A 24,115-nucleotide genomic window follows, 5' to 3' on the forward strand; every position below is an offset into this window, starting at 1 on the left:
ATCACTCGGCCACCAGGTGACAGGCGACACGCGTTCCGCCCGCGAGCGTGCGTACCGGCGGCAGCTCGGCCGAACAGCGCGCTGTGGCAATCGGGCATCTTGGATGAAACGGACAGCCTGACGGAGGCTTGAGCGGGCTCGGCACCTCTCCGCCGGCAACGACGCGATCCCGGTGCGGATGCTTGACGTTCGGGATCGTCTCGAGCAGCAGTTGCGTATAGGGATGGCGCGGCTTGGCAAACAGTGCCTCGGTCTCGCCTTCCTCGACGATGCGGCCGAGATACATGACCGCAATGCGATCGGACATGTGCCTGACCACGCTCATGTCATGGCTGATGAACAGATAGGTCAGGCCGAATTCATCCTGCAGCCGCCGCATCAGATTGAGCACCTGGGCCTGCACTGACACGTCCAGCGCCGAGGTTGGCTCGTCGCATACCAGGAAACGCGGCTCGCTTGCCAAGGCACGCGCGATCGAGATTCGCTGCCGCTGCCCGCCGGAGAACTCATGCGGGAACTTGTCGCCATCTGACGCCGACAGGCCGACGGTCTTGAGAAGCTCCACCACACGCTCGTTGATCTCGGCCGTGGAGTTTCGCAGCTTCAACTCGCGCAGCGGCTCGGCGATGATGTTCCTGACGCGCCAGCGCGGATTGAGCGAGGCATAAGGATCCTGGAAGATCATCTGGGCCGACAGAGGCTTGCCATCCGCACCCAGCGCAAAGCGCATCTCGCCGCTATTCGCCCTGTAGAGCCCGGTTACCAGGCGCGCGACGGTCGACTTGCCGCAGCCGCTTTCGCCGACAAGGCTGAGGCAGCCGCCCAGCGGAACCTCGAAACTGATGTCGCTGACGGCCTGCAGATACTGGCGCGGCTTGCGCTCGACCACCCGGTTGAGCCATGGCGCCGATACGTCGAAGGTCTTGACGAGCCGGTCGACACTGAGCGCCGGCGTCTGCTGTGCTGTCATGACGGTCATGCTGTTCCTCCTGCATTCAGCCAGCAGGCGCTGGCGCCGGCGCCCGCCGGCACCAGGCCTGGCCGCTCTCGCAGGCAACGCGGCCCGGCCTCCTTGCAGCGCGGATTGAATGCGCAGCCCGCCGGAACGGCATCGAGCCGCGGCATCGAACCATCGATCTGGTTGAGGTGCTGGACGCGTGCGCCAAGCTCTGGAATGGAAGCCATGAGCCCGCGTGTGTAAGGATGCGTCGGTGCGCTCAGCACCTGGTCCACTGGCCCGATCTCGACAAGACGGCCGGCATACAACACGGCAATCCGGTCGGCCGTCTCGGCAATGACGCCCATGTCGTGCGTCACCAGCATGACCGCGGTCCGCTTCTCCTTGCACAGGCGACGCAGCAATGAAGTGATCTGGGCCTGGATCGAGACATCGAGAGCGGTGGTGGGTTCGTCGGCGATGATCAGTTTGGGTCCGGCCGCGAGCGCCAGGGCAATGACCACGCGTTGGCGCATGCCGCCGGAGAACTGATGCGGATACTGGTCGAAGCGTTCCTCGGGCGACGGAATGCCGACATCCTTCAGCAGGGAAATGGCGCGTGCCCTCGCCTCGCCCTTCTTCAGAGTGAGATGCTGCCGTATCGTTTCGGTCAGCTGCGCGCCAACCGTGAAGAGCGGGTTGAGCGAAGTCAGCGGGTCCTGGAAGATCGCGCCGATCTCGCGGCCACGGATTTTCTCCATCGCGCGGTCGTCGAGATTGTCGATGCGACGATCGGCGAGCCAGATCTCGCCTTCGGCGATACGGCCGGGCTGTTCGAGCAGGCCCTGGATCGCCAGGCCGGTCATCGACTTGCCGGCGCCGGACTCGCCGACGACCCCGAGGATCTCGCCCGGCTGTATCGACAGGCTTACATTGGAAAGCGCGGTGGCCACGCCCCGGCGACCCGGGAACTCAACCCTGAGGTTGCGAACCTCGAGCACGGGTTTTTCGACTTCAGCCATTGGCTTTGACCTCGATCGGATAGCTTGGCGGGAAGATCTCCGAAACCGGCGGATTGCCCCAGCTGCGTTCCGGGTATTTTGCCATGAGGTCGTCGAACTGGCGCTGGGCGCGTTGCCGTGCGGCCTTCATATCGATGCCGGCGACCTCGCCGAAGCGCATCGACAGGCGACCGTCGACGAACACCGCCTGCGTAACCTTGCCCGAACCGCCTGTCACCAGCGTGGTGATCGGGTCGATGGACGGCGCCATGACAGCATCGTCCAGTCCGAATACCGCAATGTCGGCGCGAGCGCCCGGCACAAGCCGGCCGAGGTCGGCGCGACCGAGCGCCTTGGCGCCACCGAGCGTCGCCGCATCAAACAGGTCGGCGCTGCGAACGCGATCGGGTGCACGATCGTTGATGCGGCAGGCGATCAGTCCGACGAGCAGGTTCATCAGCATGTCGGCGGGCGTCGTATCCGTGCCCATCGCGATGTTGATGCCGCGCTCCTTGCACTTGGAGAACGAGTTAAGCGTGCTGCCGCCGCGAGCCGAAACCAGCGGGCAGTGCACGATCGAGACGCCATTCTCGGCATAGAGCCCGAGGTCTTCCTCGGTGGCGTTGGTGGCGTGCGGCGCGATCAGCCGGTCATTCAGCAGACCGGCGCGCGCCAGCCAGACCGGGGCGGTCGTGCCATGCAGCTTGCGCACGGTCTCGACTTCCATGGCGCCCTGCGCCATGTGCAGACGGATCTTGCAGCCCAGTTCGGCAGCCGCGGCTTGCGTCTGGCGCAGAAGCTCTTCCGTGCAGGTCTCGACACGATCCGGCACCAGCAGGCCGCGCACCAGGTCACCATGGCGGCCGTTCTGGCGGCCGATGTAGTCGACCGCGTCGCGCAGGCCGGCCAGGCCGCGCTTCTCGTCGAACACCGCTTCCATCCGGCCCGGCTCTTCCAGAACCATACCGCCGGCGCGATAGGCGGGGCTGAGATAGACGCGTAGTCCAAGGTCCCCGGCGGCATCAGCAGCCGCATCGAACTCAGCGACGGTCTCGCCCCACTCGCGATAGAACAGCGAAGCGATGGGAGCCGCGGTGGTGATGCCGTTCAGCAGCAGTTGGCCGAAGGCAAAGCGCTTCTGGAACGCCAGTTCTTCCTGCGAGTACATCTCGTAGGGGCCGGCCTCGACATAATGGCGCGGCCACACCCGCCCCTTGGCCCAGCCGGGATGATGGTCGATGCCAAGGATGGTGGTGTCGAGATCCGACAGCGCGTCGAGGTCGATGAAGCCGGGGCTGACCAGCGCATTGCCGAAGTCTATCCGGCGGGCGGCCTCGCCTGGGAAGTCGGTGCCGACATAGACCACCTCGCCGCCCTCAACGACGACCTGGCCGTTGGCAATCAGTCTGTGGCAGCCATCGCGATGGCCAAGCACCCAGGCTGCGGTGATGAGCGTGCGCCCATCGGGACGCTTGCCGAGTTCGAGTGTGTCGAGAACCTGTCTGGTCATGGCATTTCCACCGTGGCTTGGCCGTTGCGCGCGGTGACGCTGCCACCCTTGATGACAAGCGGACGCGGCGCGACATCGACGACCGCATGGGCCAGCGTTTCGCCGGTCAGCAAGGTCAGGTCGGCATTGCAACCTTCGGCGAGGCCGTAACCCTCGATGCGCATCACATCCGCCCCGCCCTGCGAAACGATGTGCAGTACGTGGGCCAGCTCGATATCCGAGCGCAGGCCGTTCTTCATGCCGACCACCTTGGCGCGGTCGAGCATGTCGGGCTGGCCCCATGGTCCCCAGGTATCGCGGATGCCGTCGCAGCCGGCACCGACGCGCACGCCTGCCTGCTTGAGGCGCATGATCGACGGCACGGTTGCCGACGGCGCGCCGGTCGTCAGGATCGCCACGTCGAGCTCGGCGATCTGTTCGATCAGCTGGCCCACGCGCAGGTAGTCGTTCATGCCGAGCGCAAACGCGTGGCTGATCGCGACCTTGCCTTGCATGCCGTTGGCGCGGATGCGCTCGAACATCAGCTCCATGGTGAAGGCGCCGAGATCACCCGCCTCGTGCAGGTGGATGTCGATCGGCTTCTGGTGCTTCAGCGCCAGCGCAAAGATGGCATCGAGCTGGCCTTTGGGGTCCCGGTCGATGCCGCAGGGATCGATGCCGCCAAGGACTTCGCAGCCCTGGCTCAGCGCCTCGTCGAGCAGTTCCAGCGTGCCGGGCATGACCATCAAGCCCGACTGCGGGAAAGCGACGATCTCAATGTCGATGACACCCTTCAGCTTCTCGCGCGTCTCCATGATGCCGTCGACGAGCGCCAGCTTGTGGACAGGATCGATGTCGACATGGCTGCGGATATGCGTCGCGCCATGCGCGGCAAGGCCGATCGCGTGGCGCATCGACTGGCGGTGCGGGTCGATGCCGATCTCGATGCGGTTCTCGCGCTCGAAATCGATGCGCTCGCGCAGCACGGCGCGGCGGTTGTTTTCGTGCCAGGGCATGCCCCAGGTGGTCTTGTCGAGATGGGTATGCGCGTCGATCAGGCCCGGAATGGCGATGGCGCCCTTGCCGTCCTCGACCGGCATGCCGGGGTCCGCCTCGAAATGGCCGATGCCGGCAATGCGCCCATCGCGGATCAGCAGATCGGAATTCGCACCGCCATAGGGGCGAACGTTGCGGAGCAACAGACTAGTCATGCACGCTTACCTCAGTTTCGGATTGAGCACGTCGCGCAGCCAGTCACCCAGGATGTTGACGACGACGACGAGCAGGCAGAGCTGGATCACCGGAAAGAGCACGATCCACCACGAGCCGGAGAACAGGAACTGGTTGCCGATGCGGATCAGCGTTCCCAGCGAAGGCTGGCCGGGCGGCATGCCGATACCCAGGAACGAAAGGGTCGCCTCCGTCAGGATCGCCATGCCGAAATTCAGCGTGGCGGCAACCAGCACCGGCGTCAGCGTATTGGGCAGGATGTGGTACGCCAGGATGCGACGGGCCGGCACTTTCAACAGGCGAGCCGCCTGAACATATTCCTTGTTGCGCTCGACAATGGTTTGCGCACGCACCGTGCGCGCATATTGCACCCACGCCGATAACGAAATGGCGAGGATGAGCACCGCCGAAGCCCCGATTTCGCGCAGATCGCTTGGCAGCAGCTGTCGCACCACGGTCGAAACGAGAATGGCAATCAGGATTGTCGGCATCGACAGCGTGATGTCGCCGATGCGCATCAGGACGTTCTCGATCATGCCACCGAAGAAGCCGGCGATCAGGCCCGCGGTCATGCCGATCAGCAGCGACAGCGCAACGGAGGCGAGGCCGATCACGATCGATATGCGGGTGCCGTAGAGGATCGCCGACAGCATGTCACGGCCTTGCGTGTCAGTGCCGAGCAGATAAGGCCACTCGCCGCCCTCCTGCCAGACCGGCGGCAACTCCGCCTTCCACATGTCGAGCTGTGCTGCGTCATAGGGATTTTGCGGCGCAATGAGCGGCGCGAAACAGCCGTAAGGATCACGATGGCCAGGACAGCCGCCGCGATCATCGCCGACTTGCTGTGCGTAAACGACCACCAGACATCGCTGCCGCGCATGCGCTGCAGCATGGTGGGGCGCTGTGCTGCGCCCGGCTTTGAAATATCGCTCGTCATCGAGACGCCCTTGTCTGGTTCAGCGCGCGTTGCGCAGACGCGGATCGATCACCGCGTAGGTGATGTCGACCAGCGTGTTCAGCGCAACGAAAATAAAGGAGATGATGCAGAGGTAGGCCGCCATCACCGGGATATCGAGGAAGGTGACCGCCTGGATGAACAGCATGCCCATGCCCGGCCACTGGAAGACCGTCTCGGTGATGAGGGCGAAGGCGATCAGCGAACCGACATTCATGGCCGTCATCGTCACCACCGGCATCAGGCAGTTCCTCAGCGCGTGGCGGAAATAGATGCGCCAGCGCGGAATGCCTCTGGCGCGCGCAAATTTCACAAAGTCGGAGCGCAGCACTTCCAGCATCTCGGCGCGGACAAGGCGCATGATGAGCGTGATCTGATAGAGCGAAAGTGCCACGGCGGGCAGGATCAGCGCCGCGCGGCCCGAGGGCGTGAGCAAGCCCGTCGACCACCAGCCGATCTGGATGACTTCACCCCGACCGAACGATGGGGCAATCCCCAGTACAACCGAAAAGACCAGAATGAGCAGGATGCCGACGACGAAGCTGGGCAGCGAGACGCCGATTATCGACAGGAATTGCAGAGACTCGGTGTACCATCGCCCTCGTTTGATGGCTGTGAGCACCCCGAGCGGCAAGCCGACCACGAGCGAAATCAGCGTGGCCACCAGAACCAACTCGAGCGTCGCAGGAAAGCGTTCGCCGATCAGCGTCAGAACGTCCTGGCCATTGCGGTAGGAGATGCCGAAGTCACCCCGTGCGGCATTGGTGACGAAACGCACGAACTGCGTCGCGGTGTCGTCATTGAGCCCGAGCCGCTCGCGTATGTTGTCGCGGTCCTCCTGGGTCATCTGCTCGTTGACCATCAACTCGACCGGATCACCCGCAAGGCGGAAGATCACGAATGCGAGCATGGCCACGGCGAGCATGACCATGATGGCGTTGGCGATGCGGCTTATAGTGAAGACCAGCATATGGAGCCTCGCAGGGTGGACGGAGCCGGAGCGCCTGTCGCGCCGGCTCCACGTGGGTAATTACTGCGCGAAATGAGTCAGCCAGTGGCGCGGCTTGTTGTCGGCAAGCTGCGTGATCCCATCGATCTTGTTGCTCATGACCCAGGCCATCGGCTGCTGATGCAGCGGCAGCATGATGATGTCGTCTTTCGCCATCTGCAGCGCCTTGGTCTGCAGCTCAAGACGCTTCGTCCTGTCCATCTCCGTCGACGCCTGCTCGATGAGCTTGTCGATCTCCGGGTAGCTCCAGCCACCCCAGTTGAAGACGCCGGCCTTGTCGGTCTTCGTCTTTATCATCTGCAGCAGGATGGAATAGCTGTCGAGCATCGGCTCGTTCGCCCAGCCGATCAGATAGACGTCGGCCAGACCGCCGGCGCGCTTGGGTGTCTGCGCCGCGGCCGGTGCGATATCGAGCTGCGGCTTGAAGCCGGCGCGGGTCAGCATGTTGACCAGGCCCTGGCACAGCTCTTCTTCGTTCACATAGGCGTCGTTGGTGCAGACGAGCGTGAACGGAAGATCGCTGGCGCCGGCCTCGGCCAGCAGCTTCTTGGACAGCTCCGGATCGAAGGGAAGCACCGAATCCAATGCCTCGACATAACCGGGGATCTCAGGTGCGATGATCGCGCCTGCGGTCCTCGACTTGCCGCGCATGATGCGCTTCTGGACCAGTTCACTGTCCAGGGCATGCGCGAAGGCCTGGCGCACGCGCAGGTCGTTGAACTTGTTGTCGGCGCCATTCGCCAGCTTTGGCTTGCGGTTGAAACCGACCATGACAGTGCGCAGGTCGGTACGCTCCATCACCTTCAGGTCCGGCTGCGCGACAAGGCGCGGCAAGTCCTGGGACGGCGCGTTTTCTGTGAAGTTGATCTCGCCGGACAGGAGGGCTGCGACGCGGGTCGCCGCCGAAGTGATCGGCGTGAACTCGATGCGGTCGATATTGGATTTCGATGCGTCCCACCAACCGGGATTCTTTACCAGCACCGTCTTGCTGTCGGGGACCCGGCTTTCTACCTGGAAGGCTCCGGTTCCGTTGGCGTGGTAGGTTGCATAGCCTTCGATCTTGGCGCCCACATCGGTCGGCTTCAGCGACTTGTTGTCGGTCAGCCAGGTCAGGTCGAAGATGTGAATGTTCGTCAGGTCGTTGAGCAGCAGTGGATAGGGACCGACCAACTCGATGTCGACAGTGTGATCGTCGATCTTTTTCGCGCCCTTGTAGGCTGGGAGGTTGCCCCGCAGCGGCGAAACCGGATCGCTGACGCGGGCAAGCGAGGCGATCACGTCATCCGCAGTGAAGTCCGCGCCGTTGTGGAACTTTACGCCTTCGCGCAGATGGAACCGCCAGACCGTGTCGGACACAGTCTCCCAGGACGTCGCCAGCGCCGGCTCGATCTTCAGATTGGCGTCGTAGCGGACAAGGCCTTCATAGACGTGGTTGAGGAAGGACAGCGTGTAGCTGTCACCATAGGAATAGGGATCGAGCGAATAGATGTCGCGTGAGGAACCCCATTTGAGGGTTTCCGCAAGGCCGGGCGTCGATAGGCCTGCGGCCACGACGACCGCAAGGGTCAGTTTCCTGAGCATGTCAGTTCTCCCATTTTTTATGCCCCAGCCCCCTTGGCGGGGATCTTTTTCATGAAGCGATAGCGCTCGAAGGCTGCATCAACTAGCGGCGCTGTCTGCGCCGGCATGGTTCCACAGTTTTGTCGATTGGCGCCCGCTTCTTAAAAAAGCTACGAAGTCGCCATAGGCATGTCAACTTAATTGTCGACAATATTACAAATTTTTGCCGACAAATCGATGTGGATGGGCCCCTACCCTTGCGTTAGCGCTGGCGCCACACGTCCGCGAGAACCCGGCTTCCAGCCTTGATCCGGCGAGCTGAAATCGACGAAAACCCAATTCGTAGGAAATTGGTTGGCGACGGCTTGGATGAAAAGAAGACATCGCCAGGTTCCACCAACACGCCACGGCTTCGATCAGTCGGCTCCTTTGCCGGAAATCCGCGCGGCCATTTTGGCGACGGCCAGCGGCTGGTCACAACGTTTGGCATGAAGCTGGAGGCCGTCCTGCGACCATCCGCGAGTTCATAACGAAGCGATCGATGAAATGCATGTCGTCCGAAGTGAAACCGGTTTTGCCGCTCGCGGCACTTGCACTGTCGGCAACTCCACAAAATGAGAGCAACTCCAATCGCTTTCGGGCACCTGGCAAGGAACAGGGCAAGTAGGACTGAGGCCGGACGCCTACGCGATTTCGGTCCGCTGCTCGCTCAGGTTCCCGCACCATCGGCAGTACCCTTAGCCCGGACGGTAACTGCTAAGCCAAAATCATCCTATCCCGGCGCATCGGCAGGCTAGGCCGATTTGTAGCTGAAAGAGACGCGGTTTCGGCCCTGCTGTTTTGCCTCGTATAGGCATCGAGAGGCTTGACGCAGGCTCTCTGCTGCATCCGCCGAGCCTCGCATTTCCGCGCCGCCTACGCTGACCGTTGCCCTGATGCTTCCGCGGCCACTTTTCAACCAGGGAATCGTCTCGACTTGCCGCCTGATCGTCTCTGCTCGCAACATCGCGACACCCTTGTCGACATCGCTCAGGATGACGCCGAACTCTGTGCCGCCGGTTCGGCCTACAACGTCGCTGGGTCGAGTTGCATATAGAAGTGCCTTGGCTATCCGGGTTAAGGCCTCGTCGCCTTTGGCATGGCCGTGCTGGTCATTGATCTTTGTGAAATCATCAGCATCGATCAGCAGAAGCGTGTCGCACTCTTCCTCACGGCGCACACGAGCCAGATGGCCAATGAAAGCCTCTCGATTCAAGAGTCCTGTCGCTGGGTCGTGGCTGGTCGAATAGTTGAGCTTCTCGTGGGTCTCGCTTAGTGCCGCAAGCGATTTGGCGAGCGCCTCGCTGGCCTCCTTGTACTTCTCAGACTGAAGGAAAATATACGAGGCGACGGGCATCGCGATGAAAATAGGAATCAAGGTGCACTCCACCCAGCTAAGCCAGTCGATTGGCATTCCAAGAGCTAGTCTGGTGGAGAATGAAAGTGCAAAGGTCGCAACAACCGCTATGGCGGTCACGATAACTGCTTTTCCGAGAATGATTTTACGCCGGGTCATCTCAGTACATTAGCGCAATCTAAGTAAATCGTCCCTTACTGATATGTGTCGCTCGTCCGCCTGAAATCTGATCATAACGTAGTCTGCCAGCGCCGGACTATTGCGGTGGCGAACAAATGGCGAGACTGTCACGTGTGGCGATGCAATCGGTCAGCGGGAGATTCGCTGAAGAAGCCATTGAGGCCGCATCTGCATCCTGCTTGCCGGCAATGTCGCAGACCGAGCAGTGTCTCGCAAGGCGGTCGCAGTGACGGTCAAGCAGCTCGGAATCAGGCATCACCAGTGCATCAACGCATCACACTTGCGCAGGTTACTATCGAATTTGTTGAGTTCTGGCCTGATAAAATATTTCTTATGATCACCGGAGTTTTGACATCATGGCTTTCATTCGACTGACCCGACTTCCCGACCATGTCGATGTGCATCTCCACTACAGACATGTAGTTGCTGTCAGCACAGTCGATGGCAATACCTTCATTCGCACAACGGCGACGAACTCGGAGGGGAACGGTCACTCGGTATCAGTTCAGGAAACCGTCGAAAATGTGCTCGCTCTGCTGGAGGAGAAAGAACGGCAGCGTTTGTAGTCGCCTGCCTGGACCCAGATTGCCTGAGCCATTCGACCTATGCGCCTCCGTTCAAGATCGCTCAGGCGGCAGGATTGCTGCTTCAGCCGACTGGTTATCCCGTGGTGTGAACTGCCCGCTCGACAGCCTCGGGTTCATTCTCGATGACCGAGAGCCAAATGTGCGCAGTGTGGTCTGGGCTACGCCGGTTATGCTCCCAATCGCGCAATGTTGCGACAGGAATACCGAACCGGTAGGAAAATCTCACTTGCGACAGTCCACAATCTATCGAAAGCTTCCGCTCAGGCGCCGACCTTATGTAGGACGCGACCGCTGTACACGGCGCCCTCGGCTTGCCCTTGTGGTCCCCGGCAGACCGCAACACGATCGAGTTGCGGGAACTGGAGTTCCAACCTGTCCCAGATCCAGCGCGCTACGTTCTCGAGCGAAGGCACCGCAAGTCCCTCAATCTGATTGAGATAGGTGTGATCGAGGATTTTGCGGACGATTTCTATCTGCTGTTCCAATTCGTAGAGATTGGCAGGCCAGCCATAGACGGGGTCGGGGTCGCCAACCAGATGAACGCTGACCCGGAATGAATGACCATGGAGGCCTGAATAAGGCTGCAACTGGTGTGCGGCCTCGAAGGTGAACTCCTTGAAAGTCTCGATCATTTCCTGTCCTGACCCTTGTCCCGCTCAACGCGGTACCGGATATCTGCCACCAGCTCCTGAGTCGGTCAATTCGATCGAAACAGGCAATACCCGCCTACTACTTGCCGATACACGATATCGTGCCGATTATTGTGACATATTCAAAGTCGTTAATATGTTTTTCAGTGACCTTTGTCATCGTCCGATGCAAACTAAGGGTGCCCGGGGAGAACGCGCTATGAACCATCTTTTGTCTTCGACCGTACGAGCAGTGGCAATGGCAACGTCATTGATACTTTTCGCGCTATCAGCGGCTCAGGCTGAAGACGGCAAACTGCATACCCCCAAAGGTCCCCCGATCCTGATAATCGAGGGCAACATCGGCGTCACAAACGGCAACGGTGTAGCTTCGTTTGACCGCGCCATGCTCGAAGAAATCGGAGTCTCATCGATCGAGACAACAACGCCCTGGTTTACGGGCCTGGTCAAATTCGAGGGCGTCCCGCTTCAGAAGATCATGGAGCTTGTTGGCGCCGACGGAAAAGAGGTGGTCGCCGTTGCCCTCAACGACTACAAGACAACGATCCCGACAGAGGATTTTGCGCGGCACAACGTGCTGTTGGCCCTCAAGCGTGACGGTCAGTACATGGCAGTCAGCGACAAGGGCCCGCTGTTCATCGTGTATCCGTATGACAGCAAACCGGAGCTTCAAAGCCAGAAGTTCTATTCACGCTCGGTCTGGCAGCTGGCCCGCCTGATCGTCCGGTAGGGAAGATGTCATGGCCGCTTTGCTAGCGCCTGGTTCCCGCCGTGCGTTTACGTTCCACCTGCTCAAAGCACTGCTGATCGGCACCATTGCCGCGTTCGCTATCGCCGCCGCCTATTTGTCCGTCGTCATCTTCGAACGTCAGGCATCTATCGGAAAGCTCTCGCGATACGATGTCGCTTGGAGTGCCAGTCAGGGCGTGAACGAATACCTGCGCCTCTATCAGCGGGTGGCTTCGCTGGCGGCCTCGCCGGACGAACAAGTCAAGGCCGACACGCAGCTTCGCTTCGAGATTCTGAAGAGCCGGCTCGGTGGCTTCACCACCGGCCAGTTCGAGGCGTTTGTCGACGAGGCGCCTGAGCGAAAAGCGGTCGTTGCCCAACTATCCGCGTTCATCCAAAACATGGACGGGATCATTGCCCAGATCGACGAACCCGGCCGGGCGCGATCCGTGCTCGCGTCGATGGCCGCGCTGGAATCAGAACTTATCGGTCTGGCCTCGGAAGCCAACCAGTACAGCGCTGTGCAGGCGGCCAAGGTCGACGACGAACTCTTGCGCCTCCATAGCCGCTTCTCCGCGGTGGCGATTGGCTTCTTCCTGTGCAGCCTTGCCTTCATCGCGCTTCTGCGGTGGCACAACCGGCTGCTGACGCAGACTTTCGATGCCCTCAATGCCGCAAATGAGGATCTGCGCCGTACGTCCGATGACCTTGAAACGGCGAACGCCGCAGTGCTTGGCGCGAACCACGCACTCGCCACCCAGAACGGCCTGTTCGATGCCGCCTTGAGCAACATGTCGCAGGGTCTGTGCATGTTCGACGCCGACCAGCGGCTTATCGTCAGCAACAGCACGTTCGCGGCCATGTACGGCCTCCCCGAAGGCAGCCTTGCGCCTGGAACCACGCCCCAACAGATCATGGCTGCCTCGATCGAGGCCGCAATCTCCACACGGCAAGGTGCCGAGCTTGCCTACACGACCCAGCAGCAGTTGATTGAGCAGGGCCGGCCTGGCGTCCTGCTGCAGAAGCTTGTCGACGGCCGGATTGTCTCGATCTGCCATCAGCCGATGGACGCAGGCGGATGGGTTGCCACCTACGAGGACATCACCGAGCGCCATCTTTCGGAAGAACGCATTGCCCACATGGCGCGCCATGATCCTTTGACCGGGCTGCCAAACCGCCTGATGCTGCGCGAGCGCCTGGAACAGGAACTGGCGCATGGTCGCAGGCATCATCAGGACACTGCGGTTCTCTGCCTCGATCTCGATAATTTCAAGAACGTGAACGACACGCTCGGCCATCCCGTCGGAGATGCTTTGCTGCGCGAAGTTGCCAACCGCATCTCGGGCATGGTGCGCGAGTATGATGTCGTTGCCCGCTTTGGCGGCGACGAGTTCCTCGTCGTTCAGCCCGCAGTCGGACGAGATGAGGCCGCACACGTGGCACAACGGCTGATCGAAGCGCTCGAAGAGCCGTACCAACTCGACGCCCACCATATTGTCATCGGCGCAAGTATTGGAATTGCGCTTGCATCGGAATGCGACGGCGTTGCCGACGACCTCGTGAAGAACGCCGACCTGGCACTTTACCGCGCCAAGAACGATGGACGTGGAAGCTATCAGTTTTATGCGCCCGAGATGGACGACCGACTCCAGCGCCGGCGCATGCTCGAACTCGATCTCCGGGGAGCTGATTTCGACAAGGAGTTTGAGCTAGCCTTCCAGCCGATCGTCGATCTCCAGAGCAAGCAAGTCGCCGCGGTTGAGGCGCTGCTGCGTTGGCCGGGCTGCCAGCGCGGCCAAATCCGGCCTGACGAGTTTATCCCGATCGCGGAAAGCACAGGTCTGATCGTACAGCTCGGCGCATGGGTGCTCGAGAAGGCCTGCCAGGAAGCTGTGAGATTGCCGGCCAACTTGAATGTTGCAGTCAACCTGTCGCCTGGTCAGTTCAGGCGGGGGAACATCGTCGACACCGTCGCCAACGTGCTGTCGCTGACAGGTCTTGCAGCCGAGCGCCTGGAACTCGAAATCACGGAATCCTTGCTGTTGGGTGACAACAAGGAAACCTTGCTCGCCCTGAACCGGCTGCACGCGCTAGGCGTCAAGATTTCGCTCGACGATTTCGGGACGGGGTATTCCTCTCTCAGTTACCTCAGGAATTTTCCCGTCGACAAGGTCAAGATCGACCGTTCCTTTATCGCCGAAATCGCTGGCAACCGCGACCATTGGGCCATTGTCAGCGCGATCGTGAACCTTTCACATGCACTGGAAATGACCACTGTCGCAGAGGGTGTCGAAACCGAAGAACAGCTGTTGATCGTCCGGGCCACCGGTTGTGACGCCGTCCAGGGGCACTTTTTCAGCGCGCCGATGTCGGCCGCCCAACTCAGGCGATATCTCGAAGATCAGCGCGCTAGGCTGGCGCTGGCGCAAGAGGCGTCAACAGAACGATCGACGGTTGCCGATTGGACCAGATGAGCTCTAGATCCGCGACGTGGCACGGTGGTTAGCACCTCATCCGTCTTCGGCGGCAAAAGCGCACAGGCATTTTGCCCCCCGCATCGGTTGCCGGCGGGCGATCGCGACAGCCCGTTGCTAGAGGTCTTAGGCGTTGCGGGTCCTGGCAGCGCGCTTCGACCAGGCGACTCGCCGCGACGACTGTCGTGCCACGCGTTAGGCAGCGCAGCCCACCTATGTCTTCTCGGCAAAGGCCTTTTCGACCACATAGTCACCTGCAGTGGCATTGTTGCCCTCGCCCATGCCTAGCCCTTCGAGGATATCGCGCATGTCAGCGATGAAGGCGGGGCTGCCGCACAGCATGGCACGATCACTCTCTGCCGAGATCGCCGGCAGGCCGATGTCCGAAAACAGCGCGCCCGAGCGGATGAGATCGGTGATGCGGCCGCGGTTTCGGAAAGGTTCCCGCGTGACCGTTGGGTAATAGATCAGCCTCTCCGACAACAGCTCGCCGAAATATTCGTTGGCCGGGAACTCCTCGATGATCTGCTGCTTGTAGGCCAGCTCGTCGGTCTGTCGGCAGCCATGCACCAATACGACGCGCTCATAGCGCTCGAAGGTCTCTGGATCGCGGATAAGGCTCATGAACGGTGCCAGGCCCGTACCCGTGCTGAACAGGTAGAGATTGCGGCCCGGCCTGATATTTGACACTAGCAGCGTGCCTGTCGCCTTGCGGCCCACCACAATGCTGTCACCAACGGCCAGATGCTGGAGCCGCGAGGTCAGTGGGCCATTCGGCACCTTGATCGACAGGAACTCGAGTGTCTCGTCATAGTTTGGGCTGACCACGCTGTAGGCCCGCAGCAGCGGCTTGCCGTCGACCTCGAGCCCGATCATGGCGAACTGGCCATTCTCGAAGCGGAACGCCGGATCGCGTGTCGTGGTGAAGGAGAAAAGCGTGTCGGTCCAGTGATGCACGCTCAACACTTGCTGTTGGGTAAGGTTGCTCATTCCCCGTGCTCCTCGCTAAGGGTTCAGGTCCGTTCGGACGGTGGAAGTGTGTGGGTGGGCGAAGCGGCTAGACAGCCAGGTGCCGCTGCTTGATTTCGGGGTCGGCGTCAAACTCCCGCCAGCTGCCACGGAAGGCAATGCGGCCGGTGTCCATCACCAGCACCGTGTCGGTTGTCTGTCTGGCAAACCAGATATTCTGTTCGCACAACAGCAGTGCTGCCTGCTCGGCCTCGCACAGTTCACGCACGCTGACAGCGAGTTGCTCGACAATCGCCGGTGCCAGCCCCTCGGTCGGCTCGTCCAGCAGAAGCAGCCGCGGGCGGCAGGCAATCGCCCGGGCTATCGCTACCATCTGCTGCTGGCCGCCGCTGATCTGACCACCACCGCGTTCGGCGATCAGCTGCAGCATCGGAAAACGATCGACGATCTCCTGCACTGCGATCGGTGTGCGTCCAGGCGTCGCGGCGTACGCCGCCATCCGAATGTTCTCCCGCACCGTCAGATGCTGATAGATACGTCGGTCCTCCGGGACCAGCTGCAGGCCGAGCCGAGCCCGCTTGAAAGCAGGCAGGCCTTTCAGCGACTTGCCTTCCCAGCGCACCTCGCCATCGACAGTGGGGCCCGCGTTCATGATCGCCTTCAGCAAGGTCGATTTGCCGGCACCGTTGCGCCCGATGACGGCCACTCTACCGGAAACGGGGACCTCGAGGTCCACGCCATGCAGGACATGGCTGCCGCCATAGAAAGCATTGATGCGGCTTGCCTCAAGCATGGTGCGCCTCCTTGCCGAGATAGACGTCTCGCACGACAGGGTCGGCACGGATGTTGTCGATATTGCCTTCGGCGATCTTGCGACCCTGGTTCATCACCATGATGCGGTCGGCCAGCCCGAAGATGACGCCCATGTCATGCTCGGTCATGATGACGGTCAGCCCGCTGCCCTTGCCGCTGATGCTGCGGATCAGTGCGGTGACCCCGACACGCTCGCTCGGCGACATGCCGGCGGTCGGCTCGTCGAGCATCAGCACTTTGGGGCGCCCAGCAAGCGTGATGCCGAGCTCGAGCCGCTTCTTGTCGCCATGCGACAGTTCGGCAGCATGCATCCGGGCCTTGCGATCAAGTGCGAGCCTGGCCAGGATTTCATGCGCTTCATCGACGGTCGCACTTGAGGGTCTGACCGAGTACCAGGGAGTGTCGTGCTGCCCGGTATTCTTGCGGCGCGCCTCGATGGCAACGACGATGTTCTCCTCAGCAGTCATTTCCTTGAAGATGCGCGCCATCTGGAAGGTGCGACCCATGCCCGCGCGCGTGCGGCGGTATGCTGGTTCCTTCGTTACATCCTTGCCGAGGAACTCGACGGTGCCGGCCTCGCAACCGACTTCGCCGGTCATGACCTTGAACAGCGTCGTCTTGCCAGCACCATTGGGGCCGATGATGGCGAAGGTCTCACCTTCCAGGATCTCAGCCTCGATGCCGTGCAGCACCTTGAGCGCGCCATAACTCTTGTCGACGGAATGCAGTCGGATCATCGCGCCTACTCCTTGACCGGCCGGAGGGTCGCCGCTGTGGCCTTCGCCTCCACCCGATACGGATCTGCGACGAGGCGGGCGACCAGCGCGTTCCAAGCCCCGGCCACGCCAGTGGGAAACAGCAGCACGACACCAAGCAGGATGCCGCCGGTGATGATCTCCTGGATACCGACCAGGGTGCGAGTCGAGAACTCGATTGCGGAGAACAGGAAGGCGCCGATCATCGGCCCCCAGAAGGACGAAGCACCGCCCAAAAGGGTGAACAGGATAGGTTGCGTCGAGCGCATCATGTTGCCGATGTCAGGCGTGACGATCTGGGCCCAGGGTGCGAAGAGCGACCCCGCACAGGCAGCAATCGCACCCGAAATGGTGAATGCGAGCAGCCGGTAGCGATGGGTGTCGACGCCCATGAAGGCAGCGCGTTCGGTGTCCAGCCGGATCGTGCGCAACGTGCGACCAAAGCGGCCGTGGGCAATCCACCAGCACAGGGCCACCAGAAGAGCGCAGGCGACGCACAGAAACCAGTAGTAGTGGTTGCCTTGGGCGAGATCGACAGTGGCAATGCCGATGAATGCCTTCGGCCGGACAATGCTTGGGATGCCGTCCTCTGCACCCAGCCAATGGATTTTGGCGAGCGTGATGCGCAGCAGTTCGGCCAGCGCCAGCGTCAGGATGGCAAGGAAGATGCCGGTCGACCGCCTGAGCGCCACGACACCGATGACAAAGGCCACCGCACCGCCAACGACTGTCGACAGGGCGATCAGCAGCAGGAACTGCCCTTCGTATCCGCTGCGCAGAGCCACTGCCATCGTGTAGGCGCCGATGGAAAACAGACCGCCGCTGCCGAAGCTGGCCAGGCCGGCATAACCGAACAGCAGGTTCCAGGAGAGTGCAAAGACGGCGACCACCATCGTCGTGCCCGCGAGGAACACCAGCCCGGAATTGGCCGAGAAGGGCAGCAGGACGAGCGCTGCCGCAAGGACCGAGAGCAGAGCGCCCGAAATCGTGCGGTTCATAGCCGGCTCTCCCCGAGTATGCCGTTCGGCCACATCAGCAGGAAGGCAACCATGCCGACATAGACGGCAACGCCCGGATAGGCCGGCAGGAACATTGTGTTGAGGCCGTCGATCAGGCCGAGCAGGATGGCGGCGATAAAGGCGCCGCGGACGTTGCCCAGCCCGCCGATGACGACGGTGATGAAGGCGAGCAGCAGGAAGGTGTCACCGAGCGCCGGCGACAGCGTCTGGTTGGGCAGCAGCAGCCCGCCGGCAAGCCCGGCAAGCGCAAAGCTGCCGCCAACCGCAGCCATGATGCCCGCCGGAACGTTGATGCCCAGCAATTCGGCCATCCAGCCGTCACGGGCGATAGCAGTGATCATCTTGCCGACCCAGGCCCGATGAATGACGAAGTCGAGTACCAGGAAAACGACGATGCCGGAGACGATGATGAACAACGAGAAGGACGGCACGAACAGGCCGAAGATATCGACGCCGGTATCGATACCGGGAGGCGGGTCGACCGACAGGAACTCGAGCCCCCAGACAAGCTTCACGAAGCCGACACAGACAAGCATCACCGCGAAGGTAGCAATCAGCATGTAGTGTTCGTCGACATGCTGGATGCGCCGGAGGACGAAACGCTGGACAACGATCCCGAGGACGCCCACCACCAGCGCCGCAACGACGGCCGCGGCAACCAGCGCCAGGACCGAACGTGGCGCCGAACCTACGAGCGAGCTCGCGACATAAGCGCCGATCATGAAGAAGGCGCCATGGGCGAAGTTGAGGATGCGCATGATCCCGAAGACGAGGGTCAGACCCGCGGCGACAAGGAACACGGCCATCCCGGTCGTGAGACCGTTGACCAGCGTGAACATCTGACTTTCCGCCTCTAGTTGAGCTTGGAGCCGGGGGTTGCCTTCTCCAGGAACTCCGCGCCCGGAAGCTGCGCCGTCTCGAACACGCTCCAGCCATTGGCGTTCTTGTCGTCTCGGCCGAAGCGGATGTAGGTCAGGTCGCCGGCAAAGCCGTGGTCTTCCTTGCGGAACTGGATCTTGCCCAGCGCCCCTTGCGGCGTCTCGGTCTCGATGGTCGGGATCAGCTTGGCTGCGTCGAGCGAACCCGCCTTGGCAACAGCATTGGCGATCGTCACGATGCTGTCGTGCGAAACGCCGATGTACCAGTTCGGATATTCGTCGCCGCGCAGCTTGATGTAGGCCTTGTGGACCTCGTCGCTGACCGGGTTGCCCTTGTTGGCAGCCGGGTACCAGCCGGTCCAGCTCCACAGCGACGCAGGCGTGTTGGCGCCCATGGCTTTGGCGATGGCGAACTCGTTGGCGGAGTCGCACAGCACCTTGAACTTCTCGTCGAGGCCGAAGGTGCGGGCCTGCTTGTAGTAGCTGATGGCGTCGGCGCCCTGCAGGACGTTGAACAGCCCCGGCGCGCCTGAGCCGATAATGTTGGAAATCTGGTTGCGAAAGTCGGCGCCGCCATAGGGCACCAGCACCGGCTCGAGCACCTCGACCTTGCGACCGGCTTTTTCGGTCTCCGCCTTCAGCCCCTTGCTGAAGGCGTTGGTGATGTCGGCAAGCGCGGTGACGTCAGAGCGCAGCGTCGCCCACTTCTCGATCTCCGGGTGCTTCTGGGCCATCAGGGTGCCATAGCCGCCAAAGCACATCGGCGACGAAAAGCCGAGGCGGAAGGCGCGCGGATTGTAGGCTTCATGGGTCAATGCAAGCGCCGATGCCCCCACCATGACCATGGTGACATCAGCTTCCTCGAGCAGCGGTAAGGTGCCGAGCAGGTTGGCGGTGAAGGTGCCCTGGGCGAACAGCTTGATGCCGTTGCCGGTCAGTTCGCGGAAAGCAGTGACGGCACCTTCGGGCGAGTTCTTGTCGTCGCGCACCACCAACTCGATCTTCGCGCCATTGACGCCGCCGGCAGCATTGAGGCGCTCGACCGCAATCTCGCAGCCATCCTTGATATAGTTGCCGTAGAGCTGGCCCGGGCCGCTCAACGTGGTGATCAGGCCTATGCGTAGCGCCTCGCCCTGTTGCGCCCGCAAGATGCCCGGCATCGCCAGCGCGCCGAGGCCCGCTGCAGAAGTCGTCAGAAAATGTCTTCTGTTCAATCGCATGTCTTCCTCCCAAAAGACCGGGGCTTCCTCCTCCCCGGATGAAATACGGTCAGTGGATCTGCAGAACCAACTCCCTCACGCGCGAGCGCATGATCTGTCCGGTGGCCGGCGTCTTTGGCAATTCGTCGACAGCCACGATGCGGCGCGGATGCTTGAAGGTCGCCAGCGACTGGCCGAGATGGCTGCGCACGGCCTCCAGGCTCGGGCATTCGCCCGGGCGGTCGAGTACGACGGCAGCACAGACCAGCTCGCCCCATACAGGGTCCGGCAAACCGACAACGGCGACCGAACGGATGCCCGGGCAGCCGGCGAGCGCGAGCTCTACCTCGGCAGGTGCAACAGTCTCCCCACCCGAGCGGATGACCTCGCGGCGGCGACCCGTAATGGTCAGGAAGCCTTCGTCATCCGTCTCGGCGACATCGCCGCTGCGATACCAGCCGTCGACGAACACCTCTGCAGTCTGATCGGGCAGATCGAAATAGCCGTCCATCATGCTGAGCGATCGCAGCTGCAACTCCCCGTCTACGATTCGCGTCTCGTTGCCGGGCAGGGGCAGGCCTACACTGCCGGGCTTGCGATCGATCTCGGAATCGTTGAGGCCAAGTGCCGCGCCGAACTCGGTCGAGCCGTACATCGCTGCGCGATAGGCGCGCGGAAAGCGTGCGCGGATGCGGTCCATCAGCACCGGGTCGAAGCGCGACGTGCCTGACGCCGCCGAACGCACCACCGTACCGTCGAAAGCGACGTTGGAGGCGAGCAGCCGCTCCCAGACAGCGGGGATGCAGTAGAGAAAAGCCGGTTTCCAGCGGTCTATGGCGCGAGCAAGCATGTCGCCTTCGGGACGGCTGACGAAGTGCACTGCCCGCCGATGCGCCCAGTTCTCCATCAGGTAGTTCCAGCCGGCCCAATGGAACATCGGGAACGTCATTAGTTCGCCACGGCCACCTGACGTGACGAAACGCGAGGCGCCGAGATAGGAGCGCAGCCAACTTGCCTTATGTGACAGCACCACGCCCTTCGGCCGACCCGTGCTGCCGCTGGTCAGGAAGATCGCGTGCGTGTCCTCTTCCTCGACGCCGAGGTCGGGAAGTCGGTCGCAACTGGCCCTGCCGGCGAGAGCATCAAGGTTCAAGCCCGCAGTTGCCGCCGCGCCGGCACCGAGGATCGCCACCGGAACATCGGCGCAGGCTGAGGAGAAGCGATGGTCCTGCCGCGACGGATCGAGCACGAGAAGGTCCGGCCGGATGTAGTCGGCGATCGGCAGCAGCTCGTCTCGCGACAGCGCCGGGTTCAGCGGCACGAAGGCGGCCCCCAGTCGCTGGCTGGCGAAATAAAAGGCCAGATGGTCTAGCGTCATTTCGGCCTGGAACAGGATTCGGCTACCGCGCTTGATGCCGAGCGACTGCAGGCTCCTCGCCATGGCGTTGGCCAAACCGTCAACCTCGGCGAACGTGACCGTGCGCTCGTCGAGCGAAGCGGCCAGTGCGTTCGGCGTCGAGCTGACAGCAAGATCGAGTATGCGATGGACGCGCCGTTGCATCATGCCTGTTCCGTAGCCGCAATGTCCTTGATCTCGCCCAGCGGGTAAGTCTTGCCGAGCGACTCCATCATGTAGTCCGCGCCACCAGATGCCGGCACGAACCAGCCGGTCGGGCACATGGTCAGGATTTCGACGAGACTGAGCCCCTTCTTTTCCATCTGCCGCTGGAAGCCCTTGCGGATCAGTCGCCGCGTCGCCGCAATCGAGGCGGCGTTGTGAACCGAGCCGCGCGCTACGAAGGCCGAGCCCCGCATCGCCGCCACCATATCGCCGATGACGATGGGGTAGCCGTGATAGGCGGCATCGCGACCTTCGAGCGTGTTCTTGGTACGCTGGCCGATGACGGAGGACGCCGTCATCTGGCCACCAGTGTCGCCGAACACGCCGTTGTTCAACAGAATGCAGGTGATGTTTTCGCCGCGTGCCGTCGCATGCAGTATTTCGGCGAGACCCTCGCTGGTCATGTCGCCATCGCCTTGCAGCGTCCATACGGCGACCTCCGGACGCATTCGCTTGAGGCCGGTCGCAACCGCGGGTGCGCGTCCGTGCAGGCAAAGCGTGGAGTCGACATCCATCGTCATGATGAAGGAGCCGTAACAACCATGGCCGATGATCGATACGTTCTTTTGAGCTAGGCCGAGTTCCTCGATGACCTCGAGCACCAGGCGGATGGCCACTGGCTCGCCGCAACCCGGGCAGAGATGGTGTTCCTCGGTCTGCAGCAGCGTCGGCTTGAACGAAGCCACCTTGTTGCTCGGCGCCTCGGGTGGGCGCGTGGTCATGACGATGCTCATTTGCTGGCTCCGTTGATGGCTAGCTCGATGCGCTCGCGGATCACAGTCGCATCCATGAGGGGGCCGAGGTTCAGGCCGGACTCATCGAAGCTGACGCCGCCTATGGCCTTGACCAGTTTCCGGTCGTGCACGTTAAGCCTGACGTCATCGATCATCTGGCCGGCATTGAGCTCGAACACCAGCACGCGCTTGCAGTCCTGCGACGCCCGCTCAAGCGCTTCGCCCGGATAAGGCCACAGCGTGATCGGGCGGAAGTAGCCCACCTTGTGGCCGTCGGCGCGCATCTCGCGCACCACGTGCTCGACGAACTTGCCGCCAGAGCCGAAGGCGACGACAAGCGTTTCGGCGTCGTCGGTGAAGCCCTCTTCATGGCGCGCCTCGACTTCGGCGATGGCGTCGAACTTGGCGGCGATGCGCTCCCAGTGCTTGCTCGGGCCGGGACCGGGATCGTTGGTCTTGCCGCAACCGAAGGTCCAGATCTGGCGCGATTTGCCGGTGCCACCCGAAGTGCCGTCGAGCTGCCAATCCTTCGGCGGCAGCGGCTCGAGGTCGAGCTGTGGCAGAGTCGTTCCCATCTGGGTGCGGGCGAGCAAATTGTCGCCCATGAAGATGACAGGCACGCGGTACTTGTCGGCGAGGTGGAAGGCGAGTTGCGCGTGCTCGACCGCCTCATGCAGATCCTTTGGCGCCAGCGTGATGGTGCGGTAGTCGCCCCATCCGCCGCCGCGTGTCGCCTGGAAATAATCCTGCTGGTTGCGTGCCATGTTGAAGATGACGATCGGCGTCTCGTTGAGCGCGGCCTCGGCAATTGCCTCCTGCATCAGCGCCAGGCCTTGGCCGCAGGAGCCGCTGGCGGCGCGAAAACCACCAGCTGCAGCACCTAGCGCCATATTGACGCCCTCTATTTCCGTCGCCGCGTTGATGCAGACCCCTTCATGGTGCGGCAGCTTCTCGGCCATGTATTCGAGCAGCTCGGTCGCCGGCGACATCGGATAGCCAGCATAAAAGCGTAGGCCCGCCTGGATCGCTGCCTCGACAATCGCCTCGCTTCCATCCATCAGGCGCATCGTCATCACTGCATCCTTTCGGCGTCGGAGCCCGAAACGATCGGCTCGTGGTACTTGTAGACTTCGAAGACAAAGTCGGGGCACACCTGCTGGCAGGCGGTGCAACCGGTGCAACCGGGGGCAAGTTGGGGATAGAGGTAGCCGGTGGCGTTACCGGTCCTGGACATGGTCAGCACCCTCGGCGGGCAGGCGACAATGCAGAGTTCGCAACCTTTGCAGCGGTCGGCGTCGATGACGAGCGTGCCGCGCGTGACCTGTCTCATGCGACCTCCCGTGCGTCGAAGTCGACGGCGAAGGCCAGTGGCGCCACTGCTGCCGCGCCGGCACGTATGGCCCGCTCGTTGGCTTCGATATGCTGGCGGCGGTAGGACGGGATCTGTTCGGCCATCGCAGCCACCGCGCTGTCGACTTTCACGGCACCGGTGAGCGCCGCGAAGGCGCCCAGCATCACCATGCCGGCGGCCATGCGGCTTCCCAGCTCGGTGGCGATCGCTGTGGCCGGAAGCTTCACAAGCCGGTGCTTTTCCATATCGGGCAGGTCGGCGGCGATGGTCTCTTCTGCAAGCACAAACGAACCCGGCCGCAGACGCGAACCGACGCGCTCCCAGAACAGATGTGACATCGCGATGGCCGAGCCAGCATGCGGAAGGATCGGCAGTGCCTTCAAGGGCCTCGCGCCGATGACGACGGTGACGATCGAGCTGCCGCCGCGCATGTGGCCGCCATACTCGCCGGCGAGCATTACATGCCGGCTATCCTTGATGGCGGCGAGCGCCAGCGACTTGCCAATGAGCTGGATGCCCTGCCCGCCAATGCCGGAAATGAAAAGATCGAGTTCCAAGTAAACCTCCCGGTTGCTCGTG

21 protein-coding genes and 1 pseudogene are annotated in these 24,115 nt (G+C 62.1%); 2 read left to right on the top strand and 20 right to left on the bottom strand.

Annotated elements, in window-relative coordinates:
• Window position 1: 1 nt before the first annotated feature.
• The 9 genes and pseudogenes from ACHMW7_RS02620 to ACHMW7_RS02660 all read right to left on the bottom strand — a co-directional run bounded on the left by ACHMW7_RS02620 (window position 2) and on the right by ACHMW7_RS02660 (window position 10,976).
• On the bottom strand, window positions 2–979 hold the full coding sequence (locus ACHMW7_RS02620; protein ID WP_395446332.1) for an ABC transporter ATP-binding protein: 978 nt from the start codon (window positions 977–979) through the stop codon (window positions 2–4).
• Window positions 976–1,959 (bottom strand): ABC transporter ATP-binding protein, encoded by a 984-nt coding sequence (locus ACHMW7_RS02625; protein WP_395446333.1) that lies wholly within the window; start codon window positions 1,957–1,959, stop codon window positions 976–978. The genes ACHMW7_RS02620 and ACHMW7_RS02625 overlap by 4 nt, the downstream gene beginning before the upstream one ends.
• Window positions 1,952–3,448, bottom strand: a complete 1,497-nt coding sequence (locus tag ACHMW7_RS02630; RefSeq protein ID WP_395446334.1) for an amidohydrolase family protein — start codon at window positions 3,446–3,448, stop codon at window positions 1,952–1,954. The genes ACHMW7_RS02625 and ACHMW7_RS02630 overlap by 8 nt, the downstream gene beginning before the upstream one ends.
• On the bottom strand, window positions 3,445–4,638 hold the full coding sequence (locus tag ACHMW7_RS02635; protein WP_395446335.1) for an amidohydrolase family protein: 1,194 nt from the start codon (window positions 4,636–4,638) through the stop codon (window positions 3,445–3,447). The genes ACHMW7_RS02630 and ACHMW7_RS02635 overlap by 4 nt, the downstream gene beginning before the upstream one ends.
• Before the next feature lie 6 nt (window positions 4,639–4,644).
• A pseudogene (locus ACHMW7_RS02640) lies at window positions 4,645–5,594 on the bottom strand (ABC transporter permease).
• 19 nt (window positions 5,595–5,613) lie between these two features.
• Complete coding sequence (locus tag ACHMW7_RS02645) at window positions 5,614–6,582, bottom strand: ABC transporter permease (protein WP_395446336.1); 969 nt, start codon at window positions 6,580–6,582, stop codon at window positions 5,614–5,616.
• Window positions 6,583–6,642: 60 nt separating this feature from the next.
• Window positions 6,643–8,202: an ABC transporter substrate-binding protein gene (locus ACHMW7_RS02650; protein WP_395446337.1), complete on the bottom strand. Its 1,560-nt coding sequence runs from the start codon at window positions 8,200–8,202 to the stop codon at window positions 6,643–6,645.
• 772 nt (window positions 8,203–8,974) lie between these two features.
• Complete coding sequence (locus ACHMW7_RS02655) at window positions 8,975–9,736, bottom strand: GGDEF domain-containing protein (RefSeq protein ID WP_395446338.1); 762 nt, start codon at window positions 9,734–9,736, stop codon at window positions 8,975–8,977.
• 868 nt (window positions 9,737–10,604) lie between these two features.
• The gene (locus ACHMW7_RS02660) at window positions 10,605–10,976 is read right to left on the bottom strand and encodes a 6-pyruvoyl trahydropterin synthase family protein (RefSeq protein WP_395446339.1); all 372 of its coding nucleotides are present in this window, start codon (window positions 10,974–10,976) and stop codon (window positions 10,605–10,607) included.
• 217 nt (window positions 10,977–11,193) lie between these two features.
• On the opposite strand from ACHMW7_RS02660, the gene ACHMW7_RS02665 reads away from it, so the two are divergent.
• Both ACHMW7_RS02665 and ACHMW7_RS02670 read left to right on the top strand, forming a co-directional pair.
• Entirely contained in the window at window positions 11,194–11,724 is a 531-nt protein-coding gene (locus ACHMW7_RS02665) for a molybdopterin-dependent oxidoreductase (RefSeq protein WP_395446340.1), read from the top strand.
• A gap of 10 nt (window positions 11,725–11,734) precedes the next feature.
• Window positions 11,735–14,197 carry a putative bifunctional diguanylate cyclase/phosphodiesterase gene (locus ACHMW7_RS02670; RefSeq protein ID WP_395446341.1) on the top strand — a complete coding sequence of 821 codons (2,463 nt, stop codon included), beginning with the start codon at window positions 11,735–11,737 and terminating at the stop codon, window positions 14,195–14,197.
• A gap of 213 nt (window positions 14,198–14,410) precedes the next feature.
• On the opposite strand, the gene ACHMW7_RS02675 is transcribed toward ACHMW7_RS02670, so the two are convergent.
• The 11 genes from ACHMW7_RS02675 to ACHMW7_RS02725 form a co-directional block, all read right to left on the bottom strand.
• Window positions 14,411–15,187: a ferredoxin--NADP reductase gene (locus tag ACHMW7_RS02675; protein WP_395446342.1), complete on the bottom strand. Its 777-nt coding sequence runs from the start codon at window positions 15,185–15,187 to the stop codon at window positions 14,411–14,413.
• Window positions 15,188–15,254: 67 nt separating this feature from the next.
• Window positions 15,255–15,959, bottom strand: coding sequence for an ABC transporter ATP-binding protein (locus tag ACHMW7_RS02680; protein ID WP_395446343.1), 705 nt, complete (start codon window positions 15,957–15,959; stop codon window positions 15,255–15,257).
• Entirely contained in the window at window positions 15,952–16,716 is a 765-nt protein-coding gene (locus ACHMW7_RS02685; protein WP_395446344.1) for an ABC transporter ATP-binding protein, read from the bottom strand. Before ACHMW7_RS02685 ends, ACHMW7_RS02680 begins: the two co-directional genes overlap by 8 nt.
• Window positions 16,717–16,721: 5 nt before the next feature.
• Window positions 16,722–17,732 carry a branched-chain amino acid ABC transporter permease gene (locus ACHMW7_RS02690; RefSeq protein ID WP_395446345.1) on the bottom strand — a complete coding sequence of 337 codons (1,011 nt, stop codon included), beginning with the start codon at window positions 17,730–17,732 and terminating at the stop codon, window positions 16,722–16,724.
• Entirely contained in the window at window positions 17,729–18,592 is an 864-nt protein-coding gene (locus ACHMW7_RS02695; protein WP_395446346.1) for a branched-chain amino acid ABC transporter permease, read from the bottom strand. The genes ACHMW7_RS02690 and ACHMW7_RS02695 overlap by 4 nt, the downstream gene beginning before the upstream one ends.
• Before the next feature lie 14 nt (window positions 18,593–18,606).
• Window positions 18,607–19,845, bottom strand: a complete 1,239-nt coding sequence (locus tag ACHMW7_RS02700) for an ABC transporter substrate-binding protein (protein ID WP_395446347.1) — start codon at window positions 19,843–19,845, stop codon at window positions 18,607–18,609.
• A 55-nt stretch (window positions 19,846–19,900) separates the two neighbouring features.
• The gene (locus tag ACHMW7_RS02705; RefSeq protein ID WP_395446348.1) at window positions 19,901–21,394 is read right to left on the bottom strand and encodes a class I adenylate-forming enzyme family protein; all 1,494 of its coding nucleotides are present in this window, start codon (window positions 21,392–21,394) and stop codon (window positions 19,901–19,903) included.
• Window positions 21,391–22,185, bottom strand: coding sequence for a thiamine pyrophosphate-dependent enzyme (locus ACHMW7_RS02710; protein WP_395446349.1), 795 nt, complete (start codon window positions 22,183–22,185; stop codon window positions 21,391–21,393). The genes ACHMW7_RS02705 and ACHMW7_RS02710 overlap by 4 nt, the downstream gene beginning before the upstream one ends.
• Window positions 22,182–23,258 carry a hypothetical protein gene (locus tag ACHMW7_RS02715; protein WP_395446350.1) on the bottom strand — a complete coding sequence of 359 codons (1,077 nt, stop codon included), beginning with the start codon at window positions 23,256–23,258 and terminating at the stop codon, window positions 22,182–22,184. The genes ACHMW7_RS02710 and ACHMW7_RS02715 overlap by 4 nt, the downstream gene beginning before the upstream one ends.
• Entirely contained in the window at window positions 23,258–23,515 is a 258-nt protein-coding gene (locus ACHMW7_RS02720) for a 4Fe-4S dicluster domain-containing protein (protein WP_395446351.1), read from the bottom strand. Before ACHMW7_RS02720 ends, ACHMW7_RS02715 begins: the two co-directional genes overlap by 1 nt.
• The gene (locus ACHMW7_RS02725) at window positions 23,512–24,093 is read right to left on the bottom strand and encodes a 2-oxoacid:acceptor oxidoreductase family protein (protein WP_395446352.1); all 582 of its coding nucleotides are present in this window, start codon (window positions 24,091–24,093) and stop codon (window positions 23,512–23,514) included. Before ACHMW7_RS02725 ends, ACHMW7_RS02720 begins: the two co-directional genes overlap by 4 nt.
• Window positions 24,094–24,115 lie beyond the last annotated feature (22 nt).

This window comes from Aminobacter sp. UC22_36 (assembly GCF_044056035.1).
In the GTDB taxonomy this organism is placed as follows: domain Bacteria; phylum Pseudomonadota; class Alphaproteobacteria; order Rhizobiales; family Rhizobiaceae; genus Aminobacter.

What these genes read in the sequence shown, in the direction of transcription:
- ACHMW7_RS02695 (WP_395446346.1), bottom strand. Translation starts at nt 18,592, where the DNA reads ATGTTCACGCTGGTCAACGGTCTCACGACCGGGATGGCCGTGTTCCTT.
- ACHMW7_RS02705 (WP_395446348.1), bottom strand. Translation starts at nt 21,394, where the DNA reads ATGATGCAACGGCGCGTCCATCGCATACTCGATCTTGCTGTCAGCTCG.
- ACHMW7_RS02685 (WP_395446344.1), bottom strand. Translation starts at nt 16,716, where the DNA reads ATGATCCGACTGCATTCCGTCGACAAGAGTTATGGCGCGCTCAAGGTG.
- ACHMW7_RS02665 (WP_395446340.1), top strand. Translation starts at nt 11,194, where the DNA reads ATGAACCATCTTTTGTCTTCGACCGTACGAGCAGTGGCAATGGCAACG.
- ACHMW7_RS02715 (WP_395446350.1), bottom strand. Translation starts at nt 23,258, where the DNA reads ATGACGATGCGCCTGATGGATGGAAGCGAGGCGATTGTCGAGGCAGCG.
- ACHMW7_RS02650 (WP_395446337.1), bottom strand. Translation starts at nt 8,202, where the DNA reads ATGCTCAGGAAACTGACCCTTGCGGTCGTCGTGGCCGCAGGCCTATCG.
- ACHMW7_RS02655 (WP_395446338.1), bottom strand. Translation starts at nt 9,736, where the DNA reads ATGACCCGGCGTAAAATCATTCTCGGAAAAGCAGTTATCGTGACCGCC.
- ACHMW7_RS02710 (WP_395446349.1), bottom strand. Translation starts at nt 22,185, where the DNA reads ATGAGCATCGTCATGACCACGCGCCCACCCGAGGCGCCGAGCAACAAG.
- ACHMW7_RS02660 (WP_395446339.1), bottom strand. Translation starts at nt 10,976, where the DNA reads ATGATCGAGACTTTCAAGGAGTTCACCTTCGAGGCCGCACACCAGTTG.
- ACHMW7_RS02675 (WP_395446342.1), bottom strand. Translation starts at nt 15,187, where the DNA reads ATGAGCAACCTTACCCAACAGCAAGTGTTGAGCGTGCATCACTGGACC.
- ACHMW7_RS02720 (WP_395446351.1), bottom strand. Translation starts at nt 23,515, where the DNA reads ATGAGACAGGTCACGCGCGGCACGCTCGTCATCGACGCCGACCGCTGC.
- ACHMW7_RS02680 (WP_395446343.1), bottom strand. Translation starts at nt 15,959, where the DNA reads ATGCTTGAGGCAAGCCGCATCAATGCTTTCTATGGCGGCAGCCATGTC.
- ACHMW7_RS02690 (WP_395446345.1), bottom strand. Translation starts at nt 17,732, where the DNA reads ATGAACCGCACGATTTCGGGCGCTCTGCTCTCGGTCCTTGCGGCAGCG.
- ACHMW7_RS02635 (WP_395446335.1), bottom strand. Translation starts at nt 4,638, where the DNA reads ATGACTAGTCTGTTGCTCCGCAACGTTCGCCCCTATGGCGGTGCGAAT.
- ACHMW7_RS02645 (WP_395446336.1), bottom strand. Translation starts at nt 6,582, where the DNA reads ATGCTGGTCTTCACTATAAGCCGCATCGCCAACGCCATCATGGTCATG.
- ACHMW7_RS02630 (WP_395446334.1), bottom strand. Translation starts at nt 3,448, where the DNA reads ATGACCAGACAGGTTCTCGACACACTCGAACTCGGCAAGCGTCCCGAT.
- ACHMW7_RS02670 (WP_395446341.1), top strand. Translation starts at nt 11,735, where the DNA reads ATGGCCGCTTTGCTAGCGCCTGGTTCCCGCCGTGCGTTTACGTTCCAC.
- ACHMW7_RS02625 (WP_395446333.1), bottom strand. Translation starts at nt 1,959, where the DNA reads ATGGCTGAAGTCGAAAAACCCGTGCTCGAGGTTCGCAACCTCAGGGTT.
- ACHMW7_RS02620 (WP_395446332.1), bottom strand. Translation starts at nt 979, where the DNA reads ATGACCGTCATGACAGCACAGCAGACGCCGGCGCTCAGTGTCGACCGG.